Here is a 12,866-nt window from a genome sequence, read left to right as displayed (position 1 = left end):
TTGATTTTCGGTCGGGTTCGGCAAGGTTTGCAGGAGAGTAGGGATGTTCGAAGGACTCAGCGATACCGCCCTGCTGCGCATCGGCATCGCCGTTGCGGCGGCGGTCCTTTTCGCCATCATCCTGCTGACCTCGCGTCGCAAGAAGGATCAAGGCAAACGCACGCCGGCGCCACGCACCGGTTCCGATCGCCGACAGGAGCCGACCCTGAGCGAGATTCTGGAGGCCGAAGCGCACGAGCCGGCGTCGGTCGAACAGCCCGACCTCGGCCTCGGCGATCCGAAGGATCCGCCGGGCATGCAGGTCGGTTCGCGACCCTCGCACGAGTTCGACAAGATCGTCACGCTTTACATCGCTGCTCGCGCGGGTCATACGCTCAACGGTCCCGACCTGGTGGTCGCTGCCGAAAAAGCCGGCTTGATCTATGGCCACATGAACATCTTCCATCGCATGATGGACAAGCATCCGGAACACGGACCGATCTTCAGCGTCGCCAACCTCGTGCAGCCGGGTCATTTCGATCTGCGCACGATCAAGGACCTGAAGACGCCCGGCATCAGCTTTTTCATGACCTTGCCCGGTCCGCTGGCGGCGCTCGATGCCTGGGACACCATGCTGCCGACCGCGCAGCGCATGGCCGAGCTGCTCGACGCCGTGCTGCTCGACGAGGAGCGCAACGCGCTCGGACGCCAGCGCATCGCCAACATCCGCGACGAGCTGCGCGCCTATGATCGCGCGCGGGAAAAGCTGACCATCAAGCCCGGTCGTTGATCCGGCTCGGATAACGGTATGCCGGGCTCCAGGAATCAAAACGGCGGTGTTCCGAACGAAGCGGCGCTTCGTCATGCGATGCTGTTGCGCGAGATCGCGGCGCACGACCACCGCTACCATGTGCTGGACGAGCCCTCCATTCCCGATGCCGACTACGACCGGCTGGTGGTCGAGGTGCGGCGCATCGAGGCGGACTTTCCAGCGCTGGTCCGTCCCGATTCGCCGACCCAGCGCGTTGGTGCGCTGCCGTCGCGCAACTTCGCCGAAGTCAGGCACGAGGTGCCGATGCTGTCGTTGAACAACGCGTTCAACGACGAGGACGTGGACGATTTCGTCGATCGCATCGTGCAGGCGACGGGCGACAAGGCGCCGGCGTTCTCGGTCGAGCCCAAGCTCGACGGACTGGCCATCAGCCTGCGCTACGAGGACGGCCTGTTCGTGCGCGGCGCGACCCGCGGCGACGGCGCCACCGGCGAGGACGTCACAGCCAACCTGCGCACGATCAGAGCGATTCCCTTGCGCTTGCGCAGCGATTCGCCGCCGTCCGTGCTGGAAGTGCGCGGCGAGGTCTACATGCCGCGCAAGGAGTTCGAACGCTACAACGAACTGGCGCGCGAGCGCGGCGAAAAGACGCTGGCCAACCCGCGCAACGGCGCTGCCGGCTCCTTGCGCCAGCTCGATCCGAAGATCACTGCGTCGCGTCCGCTGGCCTTTTTCGCCTACGCGCTCGGCGCCGTCGAGGGCTGGACTCCGCCGGCACGTCATACGCGCATGCTGGCGGCGCTGCGCGAGTTCGGTTTCGCCGTGTCGCCCGAGGCCGACGAAGCCACCGGCCTGGAAGGCTTGCTGGCTTATTTCCGCCGCATCGGCGAAAAGCGCGATGCGCTGCCGTACGACATCGACGGCGTGGTCTACAAGCTCGACCGTTTCGATCAGCAGAATGCGATGGGCTTCGTTTCCCGCGCACCGCGCTGGGCGTTGGCGCACAAGTATCCGGCGCAGGAACAGACAACGACGGTGGAAGCCATCGACGTCCAGGTCGGGCGCACCGGGGCGATTACGCCGGTGGCGCGACTGGCGCCGGTGAACGTGGCCGGCGTCGTCGTCACCAATGCGACCTTGCACAATGCCGACCAGATCGCGCGGTTGGACGTCCGGGTCGGCGATACCGTCATCGTACGGCGTGCCGGCGATGTGATTCCGGAAGTGCTTCGCGTCATCGACGAGAAGCGCCCGATCGACGCCGCCGGGCAGCCGCTGAATCCGCCTTATGCGATGCCGGCAGCCTGTCCCGTTTGCGGTTCGGCGGCGGTGCGCGAAGAAGGCGAGGCGGTCGTGCGTTGCAGCGGCGGCCTCTATTGCCCGGCGCAGCGCGCGCAAGCCCTGATCCACTTCGCCTCGCGGCGGGCGATGGACATCGAAGGACTGGGCGATCGCATCGTCGAAGATCTGGTCGACCTCGGCTTCGTGCATGGCGTGGCCGATCTCTATCGCCTCGGCTTGCAAGATTTCGTCGATATGCGCCGGCGCGCGGACGAACGCGACGGCACGGTGCCGGAGACGGCCAAGGCCGGCAAGGTCGCGACGAAATGGGCGGAAAACCTGCTGGCGGCGATCGAAGCGAGCAAGTCCTCCAGTCTCGAACGCCTGCTGTTCGCGCTCGGCATCCGCGATGTCGGCGAATCCACCGCCAAGACCCTGGCCAAGTTCTTCGGCGCGCTCGATCCGCTGATGGCCTCCAATGAGGCGGCCCTGCTGGAAGTGCCGGACGTCGGTCCGATCGTGGCGCGGCGCATCGCCGCTTTCTTCCGCGAAGCGCACAACCGTGAAGCCATCGCGGCACTGCGCGCGGCCGGCGTGCATTGGCCGGAAGGGGCGCCGCAGCGTTCGGCCGAAGGACCGCTGGCCGGCAAGACGGTGGTGTTGACCGGTGCGTTGTCGGCGATGAGCCGCGACCAGGCCGGCGATCGCCTGGAGGCTCTCGGCGCCAAGGTGGCGGGCAGCGTCTCGAAGAAGACCAGCTTCGTCGTCGCTGGCGAGGCGGCGGGTTCGAAACTCGACAAGGCGCTCGAGCTGGGTATCGAAGTCTGGGACGAAGCGCAGCTGCTGGCTTTCCTCGCGCAATATTCCTGAACTTCTGCTGGCGGCTCGGTACCTTCGTCTTGCGAGTGCCTCGCGCTGGTGCCAGAGTGGGCGCATGAAAGACTGGAAACCGACCGCGAACGCCAAGGCGCTGCGCCTGCGCGCCGAACTCTATGCTCTGATCCGCCGCTACTTCGCCGAGCGCAAGGTGCTGGAAGTCGAAACGCCGATACTTTCATCGGCCGGCAATACCGATCCGAACATCGAAAGTTTCCAGTTGCAGTTCCTCGGCCCCAAGACCGCGGGCGCCGGCATGCGCTGGTTGCGCACGTCGCCGGAGTTCCCGCTCAAGCGCCTGCTCGCCGCCGGTATCGGCGATTGTTATGAACTGGGGCGGGTATTCCGCAACGGCGAAGCGGGCAAGCGGCACAATCCCGAGTTCACGATGCTGGAGTGGTATCGCATCGGTTGGACGCATCACGAGTTGATGGACGAGTGTGCCGAACTGGTGAAAGATGCGCTGCACCTCGCGGGCCGTCGGGCCACGATTCGAGACGTGAGTTTCCGCCAGCTCTATCAGGACAGTTTCGGGTTCGATCCGCTGACGGCGAGCGAAGGCGAATTGCGTGGTCCGTTGGCGGTGTTCGGCATCAACCCGGACGGGCTGACGCGGGACGACTGGCTGGATCTGCTGATGACGCACCTGATCCAGCCGACCATTCCGAACAACCGCATCCTGATCATCTACGACTATCCGGCGAGCCAATGCGCGCTGGCCAGGATCAAGCCCGGCGACGTGCCGGTGGCGGAGCGTTTCGAGGTCTATGTCGGCCCGCTGGAACTGGCCAACGGGTATCACGAGCTCAACGACGCGGGCGAGCAACGCGAGCGTTTCGGTCGTGACCTTTCGACGCGGCAGAAGCGCGCGTCGGTGCAGCCGCCGGTGGACGAACGCCTGCTCGCCGCCTTGCCGAAGCTGCCGGCTTGCGCCGGCGTGGCCGTGGGCGTGGACCGCCTGTTGATGGCGATGATGGGCAGCGACAAGCTCGGCGACGTGCTCGCGTTTCCGTTCGATCGCGCCTGAAAGCCGGGTTCAGCCGGCGGCGGTGACGACGCGGTTCCGGCCGGCGGACTTGGCTTCGTAGAGCGCCTGGTCGGCGCGGGCCAGCAGTTCCTCCGGCTTGCTGCCGTGATCCGGGAATACCGCCACGCCGATCGATGTCGTTATCGGAGGCAGGGTGATGCCCTTCGTGCACGATCTTCAGCTCCGCCAGCTCGCGCATGACTTCTTCGGCGCGCCGCCAGGCGACGCCGCGATCCATTTCCGGCAGGATCACGATGAACTCTTCGCCGCCCATGCGACAGGCGATGTCTTCGTTGCGCGAGCGGTCGCGCAGCAGTCGCGCGAACGCCACCAGCACCGCATCGCCGGCGCCGTGCCCGTAGCTGTCGTTGAAGGCCTTGAAATGGTCGAGGTCGAAGGTCATCACCGCCAATGGCTGCTTGCGCCGGCCGCTGCGCGTCATCTCGCGTCCCAGCGATTCGGTGAGGTAGCGTCGATTGAACAGGCCGGTAAGCGGATCGCGCACCGACAGGTCGCGCAGGCTCTGGCGCAAGCGCAGGTTGGCGAGCGCCTGCGCGAGTTGTTCGCTGGCGGCGATCGCCACCGGAAGTTTCGGGAACGGACCGACGCCGGGCGCGCTGAGGTAGATCCAGCCCAACGATTCGCCCTGCGCGGTCAGCGGGATGCAGGCGGCGCAAACGGGCTCGTCCAGCTCGGGATGGATGACATGCGGACAGACGCTGCCCGGGCTGTCGAGATGGCTGACATGCAGGCGTTTGCGCTGCATCGCCCAGCAATCGTGCGCGCTGGCCAGCGATTTCGTTTCGGCCGCATGGATACCCCAGAGATGACTGGCTTCGGCCAGGCCCTCGCCTTCCAGCAGCGGATAGATGCTGCCGGCGCTGCCAGGCAGCAGCATCGACAACATCTGCTGGCTGATCTGCAGGGCTTCGGCCAGGTCGGTGCAGCCGAGCAGCAGATTGCCGTAACGGCCCAGCAGGTTCAGGTCGGCGGTATGCGTGTCCTGCTGCGCCTGGACGCGCTGCAGCTCGCGATGGAAGTTGTGCGCGGTCTGCGCATGCAACTGCAACTTGCGCGCGGCATCGGTCTGTTGCCTGTGGAAATACAGCAGCAGCGCCAGGCCGAGGATGAGCACCAGCGTCGCCACGAACGGATGGCCGTCGGAGAATCCCAGCCAGAACGCGAGCGCCGCCAGTGCGATCGCGCTGGCGGCGTAGGGAAGCAGGCGAATGCTGGCCGGCCGGGATTTCATGGGAGCACCTTAGGGCCAGGCCATGATGCTGACAATCGCCGCGCCGCTGCTGTGATGCAGTTCGTGGAACGCAGGCGAACGGGCGGCGATTTCACGCGATGTCCGCAGTGCATCAGTCCACGCGCCTCGTTCGTTTCCTGGTCGGCGCCCGTTTTTTCGGCGGCGTTTTCGCCTTGGGCGTCGCGGAGGGCAGGGCATTGGCGGCGCGTTCGCCCCAGGTCTTGGCCAGACGTAATGGCGGCAGTGCGAGGGCCAGGGCTTCCGCACTCCAGCGCTTGAGCTTGGAAGGCGCCAGGCTGAGCGCATCGTTCAGTGGTGCCGGCAACCAGTCCGCACCGGCCTGGCGCAGACGGCAGACGCTGTCGGCGTAGCGGCCGGCGGCCCAGGTCGCCGCGACGGCGCGTGCCGATGCGGTGACCAGCGGCTCGAGCGGCGTATAGCGCAGCAGGGGCGAACTCAGTCGCGCCGGCAGCCACGTGCGCATCACGGCGTTCAATCCTTCCTGCGTTGCGAGCGGCGTCAGCACGCTCTGCGTCTGCGCCACGGCCAGGATGCCTTCGACCTCCCAGCCGGCCGGCTTGATGCCGTAGCGGAGATAGATCTCTTTCACCAGCAGTCGCTGGATGCGTTCGGGCGCGTCGCCGCGCGCGGCGTGCGTGATCGGCCGCGGCAGGAAGGGCTTGAGCAGCGGAAGGCGTTCCAGCGATACCTGCAGAGCCGCCGCGGCGCCGGCCTTCACGCAGGCGGCATGCAATACCGACTCCACGCTTCGGGTCGGGGAGTTCGCGGCAGCGGCACGATCGGTACGGCGGCGTTGCGGTTTCCGGGAAGGCATGGGCCAAGCATAACCGTTCGCTTTGTTAAACTGTCGCGATGGACATGGACCAGAATCTCGATTTCGATCGCTACGACCGCATCCGCCCGATCCGCTGGCGTGGATCGCACCTGGAATTGCTGGACCAGCGCAAGCTGCCGTTCGCGGTCGAATACGTCGAATGCGCCGACAGTCGTTCGGTCGGCACAGCCATCCGCGATCTGGTCGTGCGCGGAGCACCGGCTATCGGCATCGCGGCGGCGTTCGGGGTGGTGCTGGCCGCCCGTACGATCGAAGCCGCCGATGGTGCGCAGGCGCTCGAGCGAATGGCAGCGGATATCGACGAGCTCAATCGCTCGCGCCCGACGGCCGTGAACCTGATGTGGGCCATCGCTCGCATGCGCCGTGCGCTTGCCGGGGCCGGGGCCGACTGGCGCGAGAGAATCGAGCAGGAGGCGCTGGCGATCGAGCGGGAGGATCTGGCCGCGAATCGCCATATGGGCGTGTTGGGCGCGGGCCTGATCGTGCCAGGCTCGGGCGTGCTGACCCATTGCAACACCGGTTCCCTGGCGACTGCCGGATTCGGAACCGCGTTGGGCGTGATCCGCGCGGGCGTCGCCTCGCATCGTATCGACAGGGTTTTCGCCAGTGAAACCCGACCCTGGCTGCAGGGTGCGCGCCTGACGGTGTGGGAATTGAGGGAAGACGGTATCCCGGCGACGTTGATCGCCGATGCGGCCGGCGCCCATCTGATGAAGTCGGGCGCGGTGCAATGGCTGATCGTCGGCGCGGACCGCATTTGCGCCAATGGCGATACGGCGAACAAGATCGGCACCTACACCCATGCCATCGCGGCGCGGCATCACGGCGTCCGCGTGATGGTGGTTGCGCCGTCTTCGACGGTGGACATGGCGACGCCGGACGGCAGCCATATCCATATCGAAGAGCGCGACGGCAGCGAATTGCTGGCGGTATCCGGGCAGCGCACGGTCGCCGAAGGCGTGTCCGCCTTCAACCCGGTATTCGACGTTACGCCCGCCGGTCTGATCGACGCCATCGTGACCGAGAAAGGCGTCATCGAGCACCCGGACGCACGGAAGATGGCAGCCCTGTTCGCGGGCTGAAACGCGCTTTCGGCAGCGTAGCGGCGAACCTCCCGGCGAATGCGGTTCGATAACTCACCCGGGCTCCGTAAATCACTGATTTTGCGATCCAAATCCGGGGCTTTCCGGCACCCGTTCTGTTACAATTTCCTGTCGCCTCCGCCCGCGTCTCCGGCCTTGCCGGAACGGGCTTCCCGCAGTGCCAGAACGGATCGCTGAATGACAGAGCTCGCCAAGGAAATCATCCCCGTCAACCTGGAAGACGAGATGCGCAAGAGCTACCTCGATTACGCCATGAGCGTGATCGTGGGGCGCGCACTCCCCGACGTCCGCGACGGCCTCAAGCCGGTGCATCGTCGCGTCCTGTACGCCATGCATGAGCTCGGCGCGCATTCGAACAAGCCTTACTACAAGTCGGCGCGTATCGTCGGCGACGTCATCGGCAAGTACCACCCGCATGGCGATACGGCCGTATACGACACCCTGGTTCGCATGGCGCAGCCGTTCTCGCTGCGCTACATGCTGGTGGACGGGCAGGGCAACTTCGGTTCGATCGACGGCGACTCGGCCGCGGCGATGCGTTACACCGAGGCGCGCATGTCGCGCCTGTCGCACCAGCTGATGGCGGACATCGACAAGGAAACGGTCGACTTCCAGCCCAACTACGACGAGAAGGAACTCGAGCCCACCGTGATGCCGACGCGGGTGCCGAACCTGCTGGTGAACGGTTCGGCCGGCATCGCCGTCGGCATGGCGACGAACATCCCGCCGCACAACCTGTCGGAAGTTATCGACGCGACCATCGCCCTGATCGACGATCCGGACGCCGGCATCGGCGACCTGATGCAATACATCCCGGGCCCGGACTTCCCGACCGCCGGCATCATCAACGGCGCCGCCGGCATCCACGCGGCCTACCACACCGGCCGCGGCCGCGTGCGCATGCGCGCTCGCGCCGAGATTGAGATGAACGAGGACAACGGTCGCGAGGCGATCGTGGTCACCGAACTGCCGTACATGGTCAACAAGGCCCGGCTGATCGAGAAGATCGCCGAGCTGGTCAAGGAAAAGAAGATCGAGGGCATTTCCGAGCTGCGCGACGAGTCCGACAAGGACGGCATGCGCATCTACATCGAGGCCAAGCGCGGCGAATCAGCCGAAGTGATCCTCAACAACCTCTACCAGCAGACGCAGCTCGAATCGGTGTTCGGCATCAACATGGTCGCGTTGGTGGATGGCCGGCCGCAGGTGTTGAACCTCAAGCAGATGCTCGAGGCCTTCATCCGTCATAGGCGCGAAGTGGTCACCCGTCGCACCATTTTCGAACTGCGCAAGGCGCGTTCCCGCGCGCACATCCTCGAAGGCCTGACCGTTGCCCTGGCCAACATCGACGAGATGATCGAGCTGATCAAGACCTCGGAGAGCCCGCAGGTCGCCAAGGAACGCATGCTGGCCAAGACCTGGGAGCCGGGCCTGGTGCGCGCGTTGCTGGCCGGCGCCGGCGCCGAGTCTTCCCGTCCGGAAGACCTGGCCAAGGAATTCGGCTTGCAGGCGGAGGGCTACCGCCTGTCCGAAGCGCAGGCCAAGGAAATCCTCGAGATGCGCCTGAACCGCCTGACCGGGCTGGAGCAGGAAAAGCTGACCGACGAGTACAAGCAGTTGCTGGAAACCATCGCCGGTCTGATTCGCATCCTGGAAAATCCGGATGTGCTGCTGGACGTGATCCGCACCGAGCTGCGCAATCTGAGGGAAGAGTTCGGCGACGCCCGCCGCACCGAGATCCGCCCGAGCGAGGAAGACCTCGACGTGCTGGACCTCATCGTTTCCGAAGACGTGGTCGTCACGCTGTCGCATGCCGGCTACGCCAAGCGCCAGCCGAGCAGCGCCTATCGCGCGCAGAAGCGCGGCGGCAAGGGCCGTTCGGCGACGGCGGTCAAGGAAGAGGATTTCATCGAGCGCCTGTGGGTGGTCAATACGCACGACACGCTGCTCACCTTCACCAGCGCCGGTCGCGTGTTCTGGCTCAAGGTCTACCAGTTGCCCGACGCCGGCCCGAATTCGCGCGGCCGCCCCATCATCAACTGGATCCCGCTGCAGGAGGGCGAAAAGGTCCAGGCCGTGTTGCCGGTGCGCGAGTTCAGCGACGACCGTTACGTGTTCTTCGCCACCCGCGACGGCACGGTCAAGAAGACGCCGCTGTCCGATTACTCGCGTCCGCGCGCCAGCGGCATCTGGGCGATCAACCTCGACGATGGCGATGGCCTGGTCGACGTGCAGCTCACCGACGGCGCCAGCGACATCATGCTGTTCGCGTCCAACGGTAAGGCCGTCCGCTTCGACGAAACCGAGGTCCGTTCCATGGGTCGCACCGCCACCGGCGTGCGCGGCATGAAGCTGGCCGAAGGCGAGAAGGTGAAGAGCCTGATCGTGGTCGAGGGCGACGGCGACATCCTCACCGCTAGCGAGAATGGGTTCGGCAAGCGCACCGAGGCGGCCGAGTTCCCGCGCAAGGGACGTGGCACGCAGGGCGTTATCGCGCTGCAGACCACCGAGCGCAACGGCCGCCTGGTCGGCGCGATCCAGCTCACCGAGCAGCACGAAATCCTGCTGATCTCGGATCAGGGAACTTTGGTCCGCACGCGCGCGTCGGAAGTCTCGCAGGTCGGCCGCAACACCCAGGGCGTGACCCTGATCCGCGTGGCCGAAGGCGAGAAGCTGATCGCCGTGGAGAGCATCGACGCGATGGGCGAGGTCGACGACGTTCCGGAAGCGCCTCTCGGTACGGGCGAGGGCGGCGAGACGCTGCAACCCCAGAACCCGCTCTGATCCGTAAGACCAGGCAAGCCATCCGGAACCCGACATGCCAGCCACTTCCCCCTTCCTCCCGCGCCTCATGCTGTGCCTGGCCTTGCCGTTTGCCGCAGCGGCGGCGCCGGCCGCCGATGGCGGTGCCGATGCCTCGCGGATAGCGGCAGCACGCGACGCCGTGCTGCCCGAGGTCGTGAGCATCCTCGTCGTACGCCAGGATTATCGCCAGGGCGAACCTACGCTCAGCGTGTCCAGCGGCAGCGGCACCGTCGTGAGCGCGCAGGGCCATATCGCCACCAATGCGCATGTCACGCAGAACGGAGAATCGTTCCGCGTCGTCTTCGCCGATGGTCGCGAGCTGCCTGCCAAGCTGATCGGGACCGATACGTTGACCGACCTGGCGGTGCTGCAAGCGCAGCCGAAGACGCCGGAAACCTTCGCCTTCGCGAAGTTCGCCACCGACCTCGACCTCAAGCCCGGCGATACCGTGCTGGCAATGGGCGCGCCCTGGGGCTTGTCGAATTCGATGAGCGCGGGCGTGGTCAACAATCCGCGGCGATTGCTGGTGTCCTTGTTCGACGACGAAGCGGAGTACGAAGACAGCCTCGGCGAAGACGAACCGACCGGCCGCTACTACGCGTGGATCCAGCACGACGCCGCCATCGCGCCTGGCAATTCCGGCGGCCCTCTGGTGGATTTGTCCGGGCGCATCGTCGGCGTGAACACGCGGGGCATGATCGTCGGCGGCGACCTCGCCTTCGCCATTCCTGGGCCGGAAGCGGCCAGCGTGGTCGATTCGCTGATCGCGCACGGCAAGGTGCCGCGTGCGACGCTGGGTTTCCGCTTGCGTTCGTTGAAAGGCACCCGGTATTCCGAAGGCGTGCTGGTGAACGCCGTCGAGCGCAATTCCGACCCGGGCAAGGCCGGTTTGCAGGCCGGCGACCGCATCCTCAGCATCAACGGCCAGGCGGTGAACGCGCCGCAGCCCATCGATGTGCCCGCGCTGCAGAAGAAGATCGCCGAGCTCAAGGTCGGCGACGACGTCGTATTGAAGATCGACCGCGCCGGCAGCCCGGTCGAGATCAAACTCAAGGCCAAGCCCCTGTTGAAGGAGCGTGGCGACGAAGGCGTCTATCCGGCGCTCGGCGTCTCGCTGATCGAAGTGACCAACGAGATGAGCGAAAAACGCAACCTCGAAGCCGGCAACGGCTTGATGGTCACGGGCGTGCGTCCAGGCAGCCCGGCGGCAATCGCGCGTCCCGAAATCGAGACCGGCGACGTCATCCGTCGCGTCGACGGCAAGCCGGTGGTGGCGCTGTCGCAACTCGAGGCCATCCTGAAGGCGGCGGAAGGCGGCGATCGTTGGTTGATCGTGGACGTCGTGCGCAATCGCGAGCAGCGCATCAGCCTGATCAAGCCCGTGTTCGGCGACCAGGAACGCACGCCCCTGCCGGAACTGCCCAAGGCCTGGGTCGGGGTGGAAGTGCAGCCGATCACCACTTCGCAGTCGGCGGAAATGAAGCTGCCCAGCGCCGGCTATCGTATTTCCCGCGTCTATCCCGGTAGCCCCCTGGTCAAGGCCGGCGCCAAGGTCGGCGACCTGCTGACGGCGCTCGACGGCGAACCGCTCAAGCCGAACAACGAGATTTCGGCCGAGGGTTTCGAAGATCGCATCCACGACCTCACCCTGGACGGCAAGGCCGCCTTCACGGCCATGCGCGACGGCAAGTCGCAGACGTTCGACGTCATGGTGGCCCCCGCGCCGGTCGAGACCTCGGGGCTGGGCACGCTGGCGATCACCCGCCTGCGCGCGCAACTGCGCGAACTCGGCTTCTACGACCGCGTCGCCTTGCGCCTGCCGCCTGAGCGTGCCGGCGTTTTCGTCGATGGCGTCGAGAGCGGCGGTCCGGCCGGACTGGCGCACCTCAAGCGCAGCGACGTGATCGTGCGGCTTGGCACGCGCAACACGGCCAATCCCGCCCAGCTTGCCGCCGCGCTGGACGCGGCGCTGGCGCAGCCTGGCGACGATCTCATTCCCGTGCAGGTCATTCGCGGCAACCAGGCGCGCATCCTCTTCCTCGACCGTTACTGGTTGACCGCAGACAATCCGGAGTCATGATGAAACCGTTCCATCGCATCGTTCTTTTCGCCTCGGCCCTGCTCGTGTCGATGTCCGCCTCGGCCGCCCGACCGCTGGACGACTACAGCCAGATCTATCGCGCGCTGACCGCCAAGCACGCCGCCGCGGTCGTCACGGTGAAGTTCGTGATGTCGGTGACCGCTTCCGGCAAGGAAGAACGCGCCGAGGACCGTACCCAGGGCTTGCTGGTCGCGAAGGACGGCCTGCTGTTGGTGCCCGACCGCGCCGTCAGCGTCGATTTCAGCGACTTCATGCCGGATGGCAAATCCAAGGGCGCCGCGCCGGTATCGAAGTCCAGCGAGTTCCGCGTTCGCCTCGCGGGCAGCGAGGACTGGCTGCCGGCCGACCTGGTGACGCGCGATAGCCAGCTGGGCCTGGCCTGGCTGCGCCTGCGCAATGCGCCCGCCAACCTCGGCTTCGTCGACCTGGCGGATGGCGTGAAGGCGACGCCGGGCATGGTGTTCTTCTCGCTGCTGCGCACTTCGGACGAATGGGGCGGCGTGCCGGTGTTCCGCTCGGGCATGATCCTCGGCGAGACGCGTACGCCCAAGACCGTGCTGCTGGTCGATGGCGTGCCGGGCATGGCCTTTTCCGCCGAGGGCCATCCGATGGGTTACGTGGATATCGATTTCGGACGCCTGATGCGCTCGCGCAGCGGTGGCAGCGGCCTGGGCCTGGATATGGCCGACGTGGCGTTGCAGATGACGCCGATCGACAAGGTGGCCGCCGCTACGGCGATGGCCGCCAAGCTGCCCTCCGTCGCACCGGCCAAGTGAAGCTCGGGCACTCCAGCCGGCACTCGAACAGGATCAGG

Annotated in this window: 9 protein-coding genes and 1 pseudogene; 7 read left to right on the top strand and 3 right to left on the bottom strand. The window is 66.2% G+C overall.

All coding sequences use genetic code 11. The annotated features are described in order from the left end of the window. Positions 1-43: 43 nt before the first annotated feature. The 3 genes from zipA (at position 44) to epmA (ending at position 3,935) form a co-directional block, all read left to right on the top strand. Positions 44-769, top strand: a complete 726-nt coding sequence (gene zipA / locus QM707_RS01335; RefSeq protein ID WP_415000072.1) for a cell division protein ZipA — start codon at positions 44-46, stop codon at positions 767-769. A 78-nt stretch (positions 770-847) separates the two neighbouring features. After that, on the top strand, positions 848-2,902 hold the full coding sequence (gene ligA / locus QM707_RS01330) for an NAD-dependent DNA ligase LigA (RefSeq protein WP_415000200.1): 2,055 nt from the start codon (positions 848-850) through the stop codon (positions 2,900-2,902). Between the two features lie 64 nt (positions 2,903-2,966). Next, a complete protein-coding gene (epmA, locus tag QM707_RS01325) occupies positions 2,967-3,935 on the top strand; it encodes an EF-P lysine aminoacylase EpmA (protein WP_415000071.1) in 969 nt (322 codons plus the stop codon). 9 nt (positions 3,936-3,944) lie between these two features. On the opposite strand, the gene QM707_RS01320 is transcribed toward epmA, so the two are convergent. The 3 genes and pseudogenes from QM707_RS01320 to QM707_RS01310 form a co-directional block, all read right to left on the bottom strand. Beyond that, positions 3,945-4,061 (bottom strand): diguanylate cyclase domain-containing protein, encoded by a 117-nt coding sequence (locus QM707_RS01320; protein WP_415000199.1) that lies wholly within the window; start codon positions 4,059-4,061, stop codon positions 3,945-3,947. Positions 4,062-4,104: 43 nt separating this feature from the next. After that, positions 4,105-4,701, bottom strand: a pseudogene (locus QM707_RS01315) (GGDEF domain-containing protein); the annotation flags it as partial. A 598-nt stretch (positions 4,702-5,299) separates the two neighbouring features. Further along, a complete protein-coding gene (locus QM707_RS01310) occupies positions 5,300-6,022 on the bottom strand; it encodes a hypothetical protein (protein WP_415000070.1) in 723 nt (240 codons plus the stop codon). 38 nt (positions 6,023-6,060) lie between these two features. On the opposite strand from QM707_RS01310, the gene mtnA reads away from it, so the two are divergent. From mtnA to QM707_RS01290, 4 genes are all read left to right on the top strand, one after another. After that, a complete protein-coding gene (gene mtnA / locus QM707_RS01305; RefSeq protein ID WP_415000069.1) occupies positions 6,061-7,125 on the top strand; it encodes an S-methyl-5-thioribose-1-phosphate isomerase in 1,065 nt (354 codons plus the stop codon). A gap of 198 nt (positions 7,126-7,323) precedes the next feature. Next, positions 7,324-9,930 carry a DNA gyrase subunit A gene (gyrA, locus tag QM707_RS01300; RefSeq protein WP_415000068.1) on the top strand — a complete coding sequence of 869 codons (2,607 nt, stop codon included), beginning with the start codon at positions 7,324-7,326 and terminating at the stop codon, positions 9,928-9,930. A gap of 34 nt (positions 9,931-9,964) precedes the next feature. Beyond that, positions 9,965-12,031: a PDZ domain-containing protein gene (locus QM707_RS01295; RefSeq protein WP_415000067.1), complete on the top strand. Its 2,067-nt coding sequence runs from the start codon at positions 9,965-9,967 to the stop codon at positions 12,029-12,031. Next, positions 12,031-12,828: a hypothetical protein gene (locus QM707_RS01290; protein ID WP_415000066.1), complete on the top strand. Its 798-nt coding sequence runs from the start codon at positions 12,031-12,033 to the stop codon at positions 12,826-12,828. Before QM707_RS01295 ends, QM707_RS01290 begins: the two co-directional genes overlap by 1 nt. Positions 12,829-12,866: the final 38 nt, after the last annotated feature.

This window comes from Arenimonas sp., from assembly GCF_047602345.1.
In the GTDB taxonomy this organism is placed as follows: Bacteria; Pseudomonadota; Gammaproteobacteria; order Xanthomonadales; family Xanthomonadaceae; genus Arenimonas.
This window is presented reverse-complemented; position numbering and strand designations above follow the sequence as displayed.